This window comes from Stenotrophomonas sp. TWI602 (genome assembly GCF_039674045.1).
In the GTDB taxonomy this organism is placed as follows: Bacteria; Pseudomonadota; Gammaproteobacteria; order Xanthomonadales; family Xanthomonadaceae; genus Stenotrophomonas.
Genome location: NZ_JBDJMT010000014.1, coordinates 48395 through 63162 on the forward strand (window position 1 = coordinate 48395; position 14768 = coordinate 63162).

The 14768-nt window shown below is 67.2% G+C and carries 11 protein-coding genes and 5 tRNA genes; 1 reads left to right on the forward strand and 15 read right to left on the reverse strand.

Annotated features, from left to right (window positions below; genetic code table 11):
• Positions 1-10: 10 nt before the first annotated feature.
• The 3 genes from ABE483_RS13555 to ABE483_RS13565 form a co-directional block, all read right to left on the reverse strand.
• Positions 11-84, reverse strand: a tRNA-Cys gene (locus tag ABE483_RS13555).
• Between the two features lie 77 nt (positions 85-161).
• Positions 162-237 (reverse strand) — tRNA-Gly (locus tag ABE483_RS13560).
• Positions 238-384: 147 nt separating this feature from the next.
• A tRNA-Gly gene (locus tag ABE483_RS13565) sits at positions 385-460 on the reverse strand.
• A 203-nt stretch (positions 461-663) separates the two neighbouring features.
• On the opposite strand from ABE483_RS13565, the gene ABE483_RS13570 reads away from it, so the two are divergent.
• Positions 664-1017: a hypothetical protein gene (locus tag ABE483_RS13570; protein WP_346481860.1), complete on the forward strand. Its 354-nt coding sequence runs from the start codon at positions 664-666 to the stop codon at positions 1015-1017.
• 91 nt (positions 1018-1108) lie between these two features.
• Here ABE483_RS13570 and ABE483_RS13575 read toward each other — a convergent pair.
• From ABE483_RS13575 to uvrB, 12 genes are all read right to left on the reverse strand, one after another.
• Positions 1109-1184 (reverse strand) — tRNA-Gly (locus tag ABE483_RS13575).
• 46 nt (positions 1185-1230) lie between these two features.
• Entirely contained in the window at positions 1231-1854 is a 624-nt protein-coding gene (pgsA, locus tag ABE483_RS13580; RefSeq protein ID WP_088433209.1) for a CDP-diacylglycerol--glycerol-3-phosphate 3-phosphatidyltransferase, read from the reverse strand.
• A gap of 9 nt (positions 1855-1863) precedes the next feature.
• Positions 1864-3711, reverse strand: coding sequence for an excinuclease ABC subunit UvrC (gene uvrC / locus ABE483_RS13585; RefSeq protein ID WP_346481861.1), 1848 nt, complete (start codon positions 3709-3711; stop codon positions 1864-1866).
• A complete protein-coding gene (locus tag ABE483_RS13590; RefSeq protein ID WP_346481862.1) occupies positions 3708-5123 on the reverse strand; it encodes a hypothetical protein in 1416 nt (471 codons plus the stop codon). The genes uvrC and ABE483_RS13590 overlap by 4 nt, the downstream gene beginning before the upstream one ends.
• Before the next feature lie 46 nt (positions 5124-5169).
• Complete coding sequence (gene kdsB / locus ABE483_RS13595; protein ID WP_313213044.1) at positions 5170-5943, reverse strand: 3-deoxy-manno-octulosonate cytidylyltransferase; 774 nt, start codon at positions 5941-5943, stop codon at positions 5170-5172.
• 66 nt (positions 5944-6009) lie between these two features.
• Positions 6010-7032, reverse strand: a complete 1023-nt coding sequence (lpxK, locus tag ABE483_RS13600; RefSeq protein WP_313213046.1) for a tetraacyldisaccharide 4'-kinase — start codon at positions 7030-7032, stop codon at positions 6010-6012.
• A complete protein-coding gene (gene msbA / locus ABE483_RS13605) occupies positions 7032-8780 on the reverse strand; it encodes a lipid A export permease/ATP-binding protein MsbA (RefSeq protein WP_313217824.1) in 1749 nt (582 codons plus the stop codon). The genes lpxK and msbA overlap by 1 nt, the downstream gene beginning before the upstream one ends.
• The gene (locus ABE483_RS13610; RefSeq protein ID WP_123728864.1) at positions 8777-9199 is read right to left on the reverse strand and encodes a biopolymer transporter ExbD; all 423 of its coding nucleotides are present in this window, start codon (positions 9197-9199) and stop codon (positions 8777-8779) included. Before ABE483_RS13610 ends, msbA begins: the two co-directional genes overlap by 4 nt.
• Before the next feature lie 3 nt (positions 9200-9202).
• Positions 9203-9877, reverse strand: coding sequence for a MotA/TolQ/ExbB proton channel family protein (locus ABE483_RS13615; protein WP_313211230.1), 675 nt, complete (start codon positions 9875-9877; stop codon positions 9203-9205).
• Positions 9878-9880: 3 nt separating this feature from the next.
• Positions 9881-12262, reverse strand: coding sequence for a DNA internalization-related competence protein ComEC/Rec2 (locus tag ABE483_RS13620; RefSeq protein WP_346481863.1), 2382 nt, complete (start codon positions 12260-12262; stop codon positions 9881-9883).
• Between the two features lie 179 nt (positions 12263-12441).
• A tRNA-Val gene (locus ABE483_RS13625) sits at positions 12442-12516 on the reverse strand.
• Between the two features lie 107 nt (positions 12517-12623).
• Positions 12624-14654, reverse strand: a complete 2031-nt coding sequence (gene uvrB / locus ABE483_RS13630) for an excinuclease ABC subunit UvrB (protein WP_259260246.1) — start codon at positions 14652-14654, stop codon at positions 12624-12626.
• Positions 14655-14768: the final 114 nt, after the last annotated feature.

Consider the following 14768-nt stretch of genomic DNA (forward strand, 5'->3'; position numbering starts at 1 on the left):
ACTTTCTATTTGGAGGCCTGGGTCGGAATTGAACCGGCGTACGCGGATTTGCAGTCCGCTGCATGACCACTCTGCCACCAGGCCGGTGACCCTACGATCATCGAAGGCGTGTTGCGTGCCCCGATAAAACAAGACCCCGAGAACGGGGCCTGGTCAGGATTTGGAGCGGGAAACGAGACTCGAACTCGCGACCTCAACCTTGGCAAGGTTGCGCTCTACCAACTGAGCTATTCCCGCAAAATCAAGCCTATATGTTACCGAAACCACTCGAAACACACCAGCTTTTTCACACTTTTTTTCACATCCCGGCCGATGCTTCCGGCCCGGATGCCCGCGTGCCACCGCGGAGAAAAACAAGGCCCCGAGGGGGGCCCTGTCGAAATCTGGAGCGGGAAACGAGACTCGAACTCGCGACCTCAACCTTGGCAAGGTTGCGCTCTACCAACTGAGCTATTCCCGCAGACTTTCGCTTGCCCCGACGGCACCGCACCCTGAGGCGCTGGAGGCTGTCGGCCCCTCGACCTGCGTCGAAGGAGCGCTATTCTGTCGGAATTCCTTCACGTCGTCAACATCCTTTTCGCACCACGTCAGTGCGCTGTTCCGATCTGCCCGGACGCCTCCACAGCGCTGGCGCAGCCCCTCGATCCCAGGAACCCTTCGGCCATGCCACGCCATCTCCGTATCGCCCGCCTCGCCAGGGGCACTGCGATCAGCCTCGCCGCCGTCACCCTCCTGCTGGGTGCAACGACGCACGTCTTCTCCAACGCCTGGCTGATGCTGACCGACAGAAGCAACGTGATCCCGGCCGAGTCCTCGATCCTCTGGTTCGAGCCCTACGTCATCAACCAGGGCGCATCGAACTACTGGCTGTACGGCAAAGACCGCACCAACTACTACCACTTCGCGCATATGGAGCAGGCGCTGTACCTGTACCTGCCGATCAATAACAGCTGCCCCGGGTTTGATCGGGAAAACATCCGCACCTGGTGCAACGTCCGGATCGGGAAGCACCACTGACCCTCGACACGCACAAACGAAAAAAGCGACCCGGAAGGTCGCTTTTTTTCGTTGCATCGCATTGGGACGAATCCCGATGAAATGCGCTATCTGGAGCGGGAAACGAGACTCGAACTCGCGACCTCAACCTTGGCAAGGTTGCGCTCTACCAACTGAGCTATTCCCGCTTGGGAGGCGAAATTCTACAGCCAAATGCACCCCTGTCAACAGCCCTCACGCATTCTTTTTTGCTTTGGCGTTCTCACGCGCAAGGCGCTCGTCTTCGCGCAGGCTCGGCCACGCGGCGTGCAGGTATTGCAGGCCCGACCACAGTGTCAGGATCGAGGCGATCGCCAGGGTCCAATCGCCGATGTGGAAGACCTGGGTGCCCATCCAGATGTCCTGCATCGGGGTGTGCGGCGCGACCGAGTACAGCAGGCACAGCAGCGCGACCATCTGCGCGGTGGTTTTCACTTTGCCGATCACCGCCACACGCACTTTGGCCCGCTGGCCGATTTCCGCCATCCATTCGCGCAGTGCCGACACGGCGATTTCACGGCCGACGATCACGGCCGCCCAGACCGCCATCCACGCGGTGGGATGGCCCTGCACGATCAGGAACAGCGCCACGGCCACCATCAGCTTGTCCGCGACCGGGTCGAGGAAGGCGCCGAACGCGGACTGCAGGTCGTAGCGGCGGGCGATCCAGCCGTCGAGCCAGTCGGTGAGCGCAGCCAGGCCGAAGATCGCCGCCGAGGCGAAATTGGTCCACTTGTAGGGGAGATAGAACACCAGCACCAGGACGGGGATCATCACGATCCGCAGCAGGGTCAGCCAGGTGGGGAGGGTCAACTTCATTGCGTCTCTCTACTCGCCCGCCGCGTCGGGCGTGGGCAGTCCATGAAGGTTAGCGTAGATACGCGCAGCGAGGGCGTCATTGATGCCGTCCACTTTCGCGATTTCCGCTTCGCCGGCGGCTTTCAGGCCGACCAGGCCGCCGAAATGTTTGAGCAGGCTGGCGCGCCGGCGCGGGCCGATGCCAGGAATATCCTCGAGTTTGCTGGTCATCCGGGCCTTCTGGCGGCGCCCACGGTGGCCGGTGATGGCGAAGCGGTGGGCTTCGTCACGCACCTGCTGGATGAACTGCAGCGCCGGTGAGGCCGCGCCCGGGCGTAGTTCGCGGCCATCCGGCATGACCAGGGCTTCATGCCCTGCCCTGCGCTCCACACCCTTGGCCACGCCGACCAGCATCACCCCTTCCACGCCCAGATCGGCCAGCGCCGCCTGCGCCTGGGCCAACTGGCCGGCGCCACCATCGATCAGCAACAGATCGGGCAGCACCGCATCTTCCTCCACCGCCCGGCGGAAGCGCCGCTCGATCGCCTGGCGCATGGCCGCGTAGTCATCGCCGGGCTCGATGCCGCTGATGTTGAAACGGCGGTACTGGCTGCGGACCGGGCCCGCCGCATCGAACACCACGCACGAGGCCACGGTGGCTTCGCCCATGGTGTGACTGATATCGAAACACTCCACGCGCTTGACCTGTTCGGTCAGACCGAGCATCTGCCGCAGGTCTTCGCTGCGCGCGTGCTGCGCGGTGCGGCTGCCCAGTTCGGTCACCAGGGTGATCTGCGCGTTGCGCGCGGCCAGTTCCACATAGCCGGCGCGCTCACCGCGCACGTTCCAGCGCAGCTGCACCTTGTGCTCGGCGGAGGCACTCAACGCCGATTCGATCAGGCTGGCATCGGGAATCTCGCGATCGAGCAGGATCTCGCGCGGCGGCGCGTGCTCGGCGTAATACTGGGACACGAACGCGCCCAGCACTTCATCGGCACTCTCTTCGCCATTGGTGCGCGGGAAGAATGGGCGCGTGCCCATGTTGCGGCCATCGCGGAAGGCCAGCAGCAGCACGCAGGCACTGGCGCCCTGGGTGGCACAGGCGAGCACGTCCAGATCCGCCGCGCGGCCGTCCACGTACTGGCGGGTCTGCATGCTGCGCAGCGAGGCGATCAGATCGCGCAGGCGCGCGGCCTGCTCGAACTCCAGTGCTTCGCTGGCGGTCTGCATCTGGGTGCCGAGCTCGCGCGCCAGCTGATCGCTCTTGCCTTCCAGGAACATCGAGGCGCGGCGTACCGACTCGGCGTAATCGTCCGGCGCCACCAGCTCCACGCACGGCGCGCTGCAGCGGCCGATCTGGTACTGCAGGCAGGGCCGCGAGCGGTTGCGGAACACGCTGTCTTCGCAGCTGCGCAGCTTGAACAGCTTGTGCATCAGGTTGAGCGTTTCGCGCACGGCAGTGACGCCCGGGTACGGACCGAAGTAGCGCCCGGGTACCGCCCGCGGGCCACGGTGCAGCGCGATGCGCGGCCATTGCTCACGGGTCAGCAGCACGTGCGGATAGGTCTTGTCGTCGCGCAGGGAGACGTTGTAGCGCGGCGAGAGCGACTTGATCAGCTGGTTTTCCAGCAGCAGCGCCTCGGCCTCCGAGCGGGTCACGGTCACGTCCATGCGCGCGACCTGCGACAGCATCGACATGATCCGCGTGGTCTTGGGCGTGCCGTTGAAATAGCTGCCCACGCGGTTGCGCAGCGCACGCGCCTTGCCGACGTACAGCAGCGTGTCATCGGCGGCGTACATGCGGTACACGCCGGGGGCGGTGCTCAGGTGGGCCGCAAATGCCTTGCCATCGAAGGCGGGGGCGGAAGAAACAGTCATTCGTTGATCGGCACGTCGCTCAGGACACCACTGACGGGGTCGAATCGCAGCACGGCATGGGCATCGGTCTCGGCAATCCAGACCGCGCCACCGCCGAGCGCCAGGCCAGCCGGGCCATGCAGGCGGCGCGGCAACTCCAGCGTACTCAGCTCACCACCGCCCAGGCGCAGCGTGCGCAGGCGGCCGTTGCCGGCATCGGCGATCCACAGCAGCGGCGCATCCGGACTGAGCGCGATCGCCTGCGGGTACTGCAGCAGTGCCGAGGTGCGCGGGCCGTCCTGTTCGCCGAAGGTCCACAGCCCCTGCCCGACCAGCGTCTGCACCAGATCCCCACGCAACTGCATGGCGCGGATAGAGGAGCCCAGCGCATCGCAGACGTACAGCACCTGCTGGACCGCCGCGACCGAGCACGGCTGCGCGAACGCGGCCATGTGGCCACTGCCGTCGCGCTCGTCGATCGCCCCACTGCCGGCGCGCCAGTGCAGGCTGCGCTGGCCAAGGTGATAGCTCCAGATACGGTTGTCGCCGGCCATCGCAATGTGGATCTGGTTGTCGGCGACGGCCAGTCCCTGCGGATGGTTGAGCGCGGTGTAGCGCGGATCGGCCACCGGCCCTTCGATCGGTTCGCCGGGGCGGCCGGTGCCGCACAGCGTGTCGACCTGGCCGGAAAGCAGATGGATGCGGCGCAGGGCATGGTTGCCGGTGTCGGCCACGTACAGCCATTCGCGCTCCAGCGCGAGGCCCTGCGGATGGTGGAAGGCCGCCTGGGCCTGGTCGCCATCCATGAAATCGGCGGTGCCCATGCCGAACTGGCGCAGCACGCGGCCACCATGGCTGCATTCCAGCACGCGGTGATGGCCGGTGTCGGCGATGTACAGGCGCTCGGTGGTCACCGCCAACCCGGTCGGGAAGCGCAGCGGGAGGCGCGGCTCGGGACTGAGTTCACGGGCGCCGTGCAGATCCTCATCGGACGGCCGCGAGCTGCCTTCGCACAGCGCAGTGAGCGAGCGTTCCAGTTCCCCGCCGAGACCGACCAGTCGCTCGCGCTCGCGCCCTTGGGCATCGAGCAGGACCAGGGTCGGCCATGCGGTCACGCCGAAGCGGCGCCAGCCATCCCAGTCCGCATCCAGCAGGGCCGGCGCGTTCAGCCCCTGGCGGCGCAGCAGCTTGAGGGACTGATCGGGATCGCGCTCGCCGTCAAAACGTGGCACCTGCAGCACCAGCAGCTGAAGCTTGCCCGGGTTGCGTGATTGCCACTGGGCCAGCTCGGCCAGCCGCTGCGCGCACCACACCGAGGCGGCATTGACGAAGGCCAGCACGACCGGCCGCCCCTGCAGCTCGGCCAAGGTGGTCGGTTTGGCGTTGAGCCAGGTGGCGAACTCGGGCAGATCCTGGACGGGCTGGACGTTCATGCCCCGATTATGCCGGACTACGCGTCATGCAACCGTCGTGCCACGGTCACGGGTGTGCCGCCCACCAGGCTTCGGCGCGCGCCAGATCGTCCGGGGTATCAATGCCGGGCGGGAACTCGGCCGGGGTCAGCGCCACGCTGATGCGGTGCCCCGCTTCCAGCACGCGCAACTGCTCCAGCGACTCCAGCTGTTCCAGCGTGCCAGCCGGCAACGCGGCGAACTGGCGCAGGAAACCGGCGCGGTAGCCGTAGATGCCGATATGGCGCAGCCAGTGCGCGCCGGCGAGCGTGTCGCGCGAGCGGGCGAAGGCATCGCGGTGCCACGGAATGGGCGCGCGGCTGAAGTACAGCGCGTCCAGGTTCTGCTTGCGCACGACCTTGACCACGTTCGGGTCGAACAGGGTGTCCGCGTCTTCCACCGGCGTGGCCAGCGTGGACATCTCCGCACCGCTGTAGACCAGGGCTTCGGCCACCGCGCGGATGCCTTCTGCCGGGGCGAAGGGCTCGTCGCCCTGCAGGTTCACCACCAGGGTGTCATCGGACCAGCCCGCCTGCGCCGCGCACTCGGCCAGCCGATCGGTGCCGGAGGCGTGCCCGGTGGAGGTCATCGCCACACGTACCTCGGCCATGCCCTGCAGGGCATCGGCGATGCGCTGATCGTCGGTGGCGACCCATACCTCGCGCGCGCCGGCGAGCAGCGCGCGTTGCGCCACGCGCAGCACCAGCGGCTCGCCGCCGAGCAGGCGCAGCGGCTTGCCTGGCAGCCGCGAAGCGGCATAACGGGCGGGAATGGCAACGACGAACTCGGCGGAAGCGCTCATGGGGGATGACCTGTACGAAAGGAATGCAGTCAGGGACGCAGTGTGCCGCAACCGGCACCGGGCCCGTCAACGCTTGCCGAGTTTCTCGACGCGGTCCAGCAGGCTGATCCAGAACGCCGCCGGCAACTCGGCCGACAGCGGCACGGCGAAGTGCCATTCGGTCGCGAACGCCTTGCACTTGACCGCGTCCTTCTCGGTCATCAGCACCGGCAGTTCGCTGCCGAAGCGCAGATCCGCTGGCTGGTAGGCATGGTGATCAGCGAAGGCATGCGGCACCACGCCGATGCGATGCGCGCGCAGCATGTCGAAGAAGCGCTGCGGATTGGCGATACCGGCCACCGCATGGACGCGCTGGCCCTGGAAATGCGAGAGGCGCCGCGCGCGGCCGCCCTGCAGCGGCTGTGCGCTGTCGATGCGCAGCTGCATCGGCCATTCGCCGAAGCCGCAGGCGGTCTGCGCTTCGGTGCCATCGCTGGCCTGGCCCATGTTGACCACGCGGAAATCGCAGTCGCGCGCACGGCTGGCTGGCTCGCGCAGCGGCCCGGCGGGAATCAGCCGGCCGTTGCCGTAACGACGCTGGGCGTCGACGACTTCAATTTCGATGTCGCGCGCCAGCCGGTAGTGCTGCAGGCCGTCGTCGCAGACGATGATGTCGCAGCCCGCCTCGACCAGCGCCTTGCCGGCCGCGACACGGTCCGCATCCACCCGCACCGGCACGCCGGTTTTCCAGGCGATCAGCACCGGCTCGTCGCCGCCGACGGCGGTATCGGTGCTGGCCAGGACCCAGCGCGGGGTGCCTGCATCCTCGCGCCCATAGCCACGGCTGGCGACCCCCGGCTTCCAGCCGGCGTCGCGCAGACGGTTGACCAGGGCGATCGTCAGCGGGGTCTTGCCGGTGCCACCGGCGGTGACGTTGCCGACCACCACCACCGGCACCGGCAGTGAATGCCGTTTCAGCCAGCGACGGCGATACGCCATCCGGCGCAGCGCGATCGCCGCGCCGTACAGCGGTGACGCCAGGCGGGCCAGGAACGGAATCGCGCTGCCGTCGTACCAGTACGGCGGCGTGTGGGTGCCCTTGCCTGCCATCAAGGCTGCCTTTCGCGGAACTGCATCTTGTGCAGGTGCTCGTACAGGCCACCCAGCGCCAGCAGTTCGTTGTGCGTGCCGCGCTCGACGATGCGGCCATGGTCCATCACCAGCACCTGATCGGCATGTTCGATGGTGGACAGACGGTGCGCGATCACCAGCGTAGTGCGCTCGGGCATCAGGCGCTGCAACGCATCCTGCACCAGGCGCTCGGACTCGTTGTCGAGCGCGGCGGTCGCTTCATCCAGGATCAGGATCGGCGCATCGCGCAGGATCGCGCGGGCGATCGCCAGACGCTGACGCTGGCCGCCGGAGAGCAGCGCACCGTTCTCGCCGACCGGCGTCTGCAGTTGCTGCGGCATGCGCGCGATGAACTCCCACGCATTGGCCGCTTCGGCCGCGGCGCGGATCTGCTCTTCGGTCGCATCCATGCCGTAGGCGATGTTGGCGCCCACGGTGTCATCGAACAGCATGACCTTCTGCCCGACCATGGCCACCTGGCGACGCAGGTCAGCCAGCGGGTAATCGTCCAGCGCCACCCCATCCAGCGTGATGCGGCCGCCGCTGGGTTCGTAGAAGCGCGGCACCAGGCGGATCAGGCTGGTTTTGCCGCTACCGGAGCGGCCGACAATCGCCGTCACCGTGCCCGGCTTGGCCACGAAACTGATGTCGTCCAGCGCGATGCCGGTGTCTTCGCGATAACGCAGCATCACGTGCTCGAACGCAAGCTCGCCCCGTGCGCGGCCGATCCGCTGGATCCCTTCGTCGCGCTCGACCGGCATATCGAGAATCCCGAACAGGCGCTCGGCCGCGGCCACACCGCGCGAGATCGAGGTCTGCACACTGGTCAGGCGACGCAGTGACGGAATGATCGCCATCATCGAGGTCATCAGGCCCATGAACTGGCCTGCGTTGAGCTTGCCGGCCAGCGCCTCGCGGGTGGACACCCATACGATCACCGCCAGCGCCAGGGCCGCGAGGAACTGCACCGTGCTGGAGGCCAGCGCGCGCGTGGTTTCGACCTTCATGTTCAGGCCGAGCATGCGGTTGGCAAGCCTGGAATAGCGCGAAATCTCGTGCGCCTGGGTGCCATGCACCTTCACTTCCTGCTGCGCGGCCAGGGACTGTTCGGCGGTCTGCGCCATGCCGCCCATGCCGTCCTGGATGCCACGGCTGATCCGGCGGTAGCGCTTGCCCACGATCGAGACGATCACGCCGATCAGCGGCACCACCACCAGCATCGCCATCGTGACCTTGACGCTCATCTGCAGCATCACCACCAGCATGGCGATGATGGTGAGCGTATCGGCCACCAGGGTCTTGAGCGCATCGGCGCTGGCCTGGGTGACCTGCTCGGTATCGAAGTTCAGGCGGCTGACCATCACCGGCGTGGCCTCGGCATCGAAATGCGAGGACGGCAGATGCAGGTACTTTTCCAGCACCTGCTCACGCAGGTCGCGCACCACGCTGCGCCCGGTGCGGGCCAGCGCGTAATCGCTGACCAGGGTGGCCAGGCTGCGCATCATGAACAACCCGAGGATGGTCAACGGCAGGATCACCGCCATCCGCGGCTCCGGGTTGACGAAGCCCCGGTTGACCAGCGGCTCCATGAGCTTGGTGAAGCTGTAGCCGGCCAGGGCCTCGACCACCATCGCGACCACGGCGGCGACCATGAACACCCAATAGGCACCGGTATACCCGAGCAGGCGCTTGTAGATCGGCCAGACGGGGGAGTGTTTCTTGCTCATGGACGCACCTCCGGCGCGGTAGCGATGGCGATGCGGCGGAAGCCCAGCTGGCCCAGAGCATCCTGGGCCGTGACGACAGCCTGGTAAGGGGTGCGCGCGTCGGCGCGCAACAGCACGGTCTGTTCCCGATCGCTGCCGGCGACGGCGGCAATGGTCTGCTTGACCGACTCGACGTCGGTGCGCAGCACTTCCTGGTCGTTGATGAAGTAGCGCCCTTCGGCATTGACCAGCACGCTCAGCGAGCGCGGCGGCTCGGTGGTGTCCTGCTGGCTGGCGGTCGGCAACTGCAGCTGCAGGGTCGAACGCGCGTCGAAGGTGGTGGTGACCACGAAGAAGATGATCAGAACGAGGATCACATCGATCAGGGGAACCAGATCGATCTGCGGCTCGTCCTGGATCCGGTCATTGCGGATGCGCATCCGTCAGCCCTTGACCGTGACCGGTGCGGCGCCGGCCGAACCAGCGGCGGCACGCGGCGCGTTGTTCATCACGCCCGGGCGACCGTCGAGTGCATCCAGCAGCGCCGACGCCTCCTGCTCCATCTCGATCACGTAACCGGCGATGCGGCCCTTGAAATAGCGATGGAACATCAGCGCAGGGATCGCCACGATCATGCCGGTGGCGGTGCAGACCAGCGCCTTGCCGATACCGCCGGCCAGCTGGTTCACATCGCCCACGCCGTGGTCGAGAATGCCCATGAACATCTGGATCATGCCGACCACCGTGCCGAGCAGGCCCAGCAGCGGGCCCGCCGAGGCGATCGTGCCCAGTGCGTTCAGGAACCGCTCCATGCGGTGAACCAGATGCCGGCCGGCATCTTCGATGCGCTCGCGGATCTGGTCGCGCGGGCGGTTGCGCGCTTCCAGCGCGGTCGCCAGCAGCGCGCCCAGCGGCGAGTTGCCGCGCAGCGACTGGATGTGGCTCGGGTCGAGCTTGCCGCGTGCGGCCCAGTTGCGCACTTCCTGGCCCAGCCCGGGGGGCAGGACTTCATTGCGCCGCAGGGTCCAGAAACGCTCCAGGACGATTGCCAAAGCCAGTACGCCCAACAGCAGCAGCGGCAGCATCGGCCAGCCACCGGCCTTGACCAGTTCCCACACGTTTCAATCCTCCGGCCCAGCGGCCGCCTGTTTGATCGCCGATAGGATAGCAGCCGGCCGGCTCCGCTCCGCGGCATCCCACCAACGCCGCTCGAAAACCCGTTGTTCACGCACCTGCAGGCCTCCACGCCCGAGCCAGATGCGAACCGCGCCGCTCTCGGACGTGTTGAGCACTTCGGCGCCCACCGCCTGCCAGCGCTCCACCACCTCGGCACGCGGATGCCCAAACCGGTTGCGGTGACCGGTCGAGACGATCGCCAGCCGCGGCGCGACGGCCGCCACCCAGGCCGGCGTGGACGAACTGGCACTGCCATGGTGCGGCACCACGACCGCCTGGGCCGCCAGCAGCGCGCCTGCGTGCCGGAGCAGCAGGGCCTCGCTGCGCTTCTCGATGTCCCCGGCCAGCAGGATGGCCCCCTGGTTGGTTTCCAGCCGCAGCACGCAGCTGCTGTCGTTGGTCGACTGCGGTTCGTCGCGCGGCGGATGCAGCACCCGGAACGTCACGCCGTCCCACTGCCAGGATTGCCCGGCATGGCAGGTCGATGCGCGGCCACGCAGGACGCCGGGCGGCGCCTGCAGCATCGCGCCGGGAAAGCTGCGACGCACCCCGCGCAGGCCACCGGTGTGGTCGCGATGGTCGTGGCTGATCATGATCCGGTCCAGCCGACCCTGCCCCAGCGCACGCAGGGTGGGCACGACGATCCGCTCGCCGGCATCGAATCCCTCCTCGGCCCCCGGCCCGGTGTCGTACAGCAGCGTGTGCCGACGCGTGCGTACTGCCACCGCCAGGCCCTGCCCCACGTCCATCACCAGCAGTTCCACCTCGCCCTCAGCCGGCAAGTGCCGCGCCGGCCACAACAGCGGCAGGCACAGCAGCAGTGCGGGGACCCGGCCACCACTGCCACGCGGCAGCAGCAGCCAGAACACGCCGAACACGGCCGAGACCAGCGCCCAGCGGTTGGACTGCGGCAGCCACCACAGCGACAGCTCGCTGCGTGCGGCATACCCGAACAGCCACCAGCTGGCCTCGAAGCACCACGCCGCCAGCTGCCACGGCCAGCGCCCCGCCCCGTCGATCAGCGCTTCCAGGGCGGTGCCGAGCAGCGCCAGCGGCACCACCACCATCGTCCACCAGGGAATCGCCACCAGGTTCACCAGCGGTCCCGCCCGCGAGGCCTGCCCGAACAACGCCACGGTCAACGGCAGCAGCGCCACGGTTGCCACACCCTGCGCACTCAGGACCCCCCGCAACCCGCCCTCCTCGCGCCCGGGCAGGCACCAGATCAGCCACAGCACGCCGGCAAAGCTCAGCCAGAAACCGGGCGCAAGGACGGCGAGCGGGTCGAACAGCAGCATCGCCAGCGCCGCCAGGGAGAGCGACTGCGCCACGGTTGCCCGCCGCCGGCTGCAGCGCGCAGTGGCCACCACCGCGATCATCAGCACGGTCCGCACCGTCGGCAGCGCGAAACCGGCGGCTGCGGCATACAGCGCCGCGCCTGCGACGGCCGCCGCCGCGGCCCCCATCGGACGCGGTACGTACAGGCCGAGCATCGGCAGGCACCGCCAGAGCCCGCCCGCCAAAAGCGCGGCGACGCCGGCCACCACGCCGACATGGAAGCCGGAGATCGCCACCAGGTGGGTCACCCCCAGCGCACGCAGGTCATCCCAATCGGCTTGGCTCAGGCCGCGGGTATCGCCCAGTGCCAGCGCCTGGACGAAGCGACGACCATCGCCCTCGACTGCCGTGGCGATCGCGTCAGCCATCTGCTCTCGCCACGCAGGCAGTCCGGTCGGCTCACCCAGCGGGTGCGCCTGGGCAGGCTCGCGCACGTACCCGCTGCCAGCCACCCGTTGCCGCAACGCATAGCCTTCGGCGTCAAACCCGCCGGGGTTCACCCGCCCGCGTGGCGGCCGGACCCGGACCGTGAGCGACCAGCGTTCGCCGGCCTGGAGCGTGCGCCGGCGCTCATCGGCTGGGCCACGGAATGCGTCATGCCAGCCCAGCGCCAGGTCACGGCCGCGCAGTCCGGTTGGCATCGTCGGGCCGTCGTCCACCCGGTAGCGGAAACGGGTACCGCCGGGACCCTGCTGAGGCAGGCTGATCACGCGCCCCTGCAGCACATGGTCCACCGGCGGGCCACCGGGGGGCAGCTGCTGCGCCAGCCCGGCGTGACCGTGCACGGCGGCCCAACCGAGACCGAACAAGGCAGCGCCGAGGAGGCGGAGGCGGCAGGGCAGGACCCAGAGCAGGCTGCCGGCAGCTGCTGCGGCAACGCCCCACCCCAGCGGCAGCAGCCGGGTCGAGAAGACGATCGTGCAGATGCCTGCCAGCAAAGCGACGACACACGCCTTGCCGAAAATGGGAAGCGACGCGTGTGCAGCCATGCCGCCGCTGTGTAGCACTCGCCGCATGTGCAGCACCCAGGAAACCCTGAGTGTCGACGGCGGGCGCAGTGCGGGGTATCAGTGCGCCATGCAGGCCGTTGTCAGGAAACGCACATAGCAAAAAAGCCAACCCGAGGGCTGGCTTTTCTGTTGTGCCACGACAGTCTCCGGGACTGAAGTGGTGGGCGGTACAGGGTTCGAACCTGTGACCCCTACCATGTCAAGGTAGTGCTCTACCGCTGAGCTAACCGCCCGTTTTGCTTTCCTGCCCCGCTGCGAATGCGTCGGTGCAGGCCGCGTATATTACGGACGCCCCCCGGAAAGCGCAACACTTTTGTGAAGATATTTCACGATGTGTTGTTCAGCCCAGACTGGCCTCCTTCAACTGGCGGATCTGATCACGTACACGGGCCGCATCTTCGAACTCCAGGTCGCGGGCGTGCTGGTACATCTGCTGCTCCAGGGCCTGCAGGCGCTTGGCGATCTGGGCCGGCTCCATCGTGCGGTAATCGGTGGACTCTTCGGCCACACGCCCGCCCTTGCCTTTGCCCTTCCCTTTGCCGCGCGACTCTTTCTCGGCCGCTTCCGAACGCGCGCCTTCGAGCACATCGGTGATCGGACGCAGCACCGACTTGGGCACGATGCCGTGCAGCTCGTTGTATTCGACCTGCTTGGCGCGACGGCGGTCGGTCTCGTCGATCGCGGCCTGCATCGAGCGCGTCATCTTGTCCGCATACAGGATCGCCTTGCCGCGCAGGTTGCGCGCGGCGCGGCCGATGGTCTGGATCAGCGAGCCGGTCGAACGCAGGAAGCCTTCCTTGTCGGCATCAAGGATCGCCACCAGCGACACTTCCGGCATGTCCAGGCCTTCGCGCAGCAGGTTGATGCCGACCAGCACATCGAACTTGCCCAGACGCAGATCGCGGATGATCTCCACGCGCTCGACGGTGTCGATATCCGAGTGCAGGTAACGCACGCGGATGCCGTGTTCGGTCAGGTACTCGGTGAGGTTCTCGGCCATGCGCTTTGTCAGCGTGGTGACCAGCACGCGGTCGCCCAGCTTGATGCGCTCGTTGACCTCGGACATCAGGTCATCGACCTGGGTGCCGACCGGGCGGATCTCGACGACCGGATCGATCAGGCCGGTCGGGCGCACCACCAGTTCGGTGATCTCGCCTTCGGTCTCGCGCAGCTCGTACGGCCCCGGCGTGGCCGAGACATAGATGCTGCGCGGGCAACGCTCTTCCCACTCTTCAAACCGCAGCGGACGGTTGTCCAGGGCCGAGGGCAGGCGGAAACCGAACTCGACCAGCGTTTCCTTGCGCGACCGGTCGCCTTTGAACATCGCGCCGATCTGCGGAATGGTCACGTGCGATTCGTCGATCACCAGCAGCGCATCCGGCGGCAGGTAGTCGAACAACGTCGGCGGTGGATCGCCGGCGTTCTTGCCGGTGAGATGCCGCGAGTAGTTCTCGATGCCGTTGCAGTAGCCGACCTCAGCCATCATCTCCAGATCGAACTGAGTACGCTGCGCCAGGCGCTGCGCTTCCACCAGCTTGTTCTGCTCGTACAGCTGTTCCAGGCGGACCTTCAACTCCGCCTTGATCGTGTCCACCGCCGACAGCACGCGCTCGCGGGTGGTCGCGTAGTGGGTCTTGGGATAGATGGTGTAGCGCATCATCTTGCGCAGGCTTTCGCCGGTCAGCGGATCGAACATGCTGATCTGCTCGACCTCGCCTTCAAACAACTCGATGCGCACCGCTTCGCTGTCCGATTCGGCCGGGAACACATCGATCACTTCGCCGCGCACGCGGAAGGTGCCGCGGTGCAGCTCGAATTCGTTGCGGGTGTACTGCAGCTGGGTCAGGTGCTTGATCAGGTCGCGCTGGTCGATCCGCTCACCGGTGGAGAGGATCAGGCGCATCGACAGATAGTCCTCGGGCGCGCCGAGGCCGTAGATCGCCGATACCGTCGCCACCACGATCGCATCCGGGCGTGACAACAGGGTCTTGGTCGCCGCCAGCCGCATCTGCTCGATGTGCTCGTTGATCGAACTGTCCTTCTCGATGAAGGTGTCCGAAGAAGGCACATAGGCCTCCGGCTGGTAGTAGTCGTAGTAGCTGACGAAATACTCGACCGCGTTGTGCGGGAAGAACGACTTGAACTCGCCGTACAACTGCGCGGCCAGGGTCTTGTTCGGCGCCATCACCAGGGTCGGTTTCTGGACCCGCTGGATCACGTTGGCGACCGTGTAGGTCTTGCCGGAACCGGTGACGCCGAGCAGGGTCTGCTTGGCGATGCCCGCCTCGAAGTTGGCGGTCAGTTTCTCGATGGCCGCCGGTTGGTCGCCCGCCGGCGAATACGGGGATTCAAGTTGGAAACGATCGCTCATGGTGCCGCCACTGCCGGGAAGCCTTCAGTATAACGGCCGGGTTGGTGACGGCCTGTTGAGGGGAGGGCCGACAGCACAACGCGGCATGAACCGGCGGCGGTGGGGCCGTCGGGC

What these genes read in the sequence shown, in the direction of transcription:
- ABE483_RS13590 (WP_346481862.1), bottom strand. Translation starts at nt 5,123, where the DNA reads ATGAACGTCCAGCCCGTCCAGGATCTGCCCGAGTTCGCCACCTGGCTC.
- ABE483_RS13610 (WP_123728864.1), bottom strand. Translation starts at nt 9,199, where the DNA reads ATGCGCATCCGCAATGACCGGATCCAGGACGAGCCGCAGATCGATCTG.
- kdsB (WP_313213044.1), bottom strand. Translation starts at nt 5,943, where the DNA reads ATGAGCGCTTCCGCCGAGTTCGTCGTTGCCATTCCCGCCCGTTATGCC.
- ABE483_RS13570 (WP_346481860.1), top strand. Translation starts at nt 664, where the DNA reads ATGCCACGCCATCTCCGTATCGCCCGCCTCGCCAGGGGCACTGCGATC.
- uvrB (WP_259260246.1), bottom strand. Translation starts at nt 14,654, where the DNA reads ATGAGCGATCGTTTCCAACTTGAATCCCCGTATTCGCCGGCGGGCGAC.
- pgsA (WP_088433209.1), bottom strand. Translation starts at nt 1,854, where the DNA reads ATGAAGTTGACCCTCCCCACCTGGCTGACCCTGCTGCGGATCGTGATG.
- ABE483_RS13620 (WP_346481863.1), bottom strand. Translation starts at nt 12,262, where the DNA reads ATGGCTGCACACGCGTCGCTTCCCATTTTCGGCAAGGCGTGTGTCGTC.
- uvrC (WP_346481861.1), bottom strand. Translation starts at nt 3,711, where the DNA reads ATGACTGTTTCTTCCGCCCCCGCCTTCGATGGCAAGGCATTTGCGGCC.
- lpxK (WP_313213046.1), bottom strand. Translation starts at nt 7,032, where the DNA reads ATGGCAGGCAAGGGCACCCACACGCCGCCGTACTGGTACGACGGCAGC.
- msbA (WP_313217824.1), bottom strand. Translation starts at nt 8,780, where the DNA reads ATGAGCAAGAAACACTCCCCCGTCTGGCCGATCTACAAGCGCCTGCTC.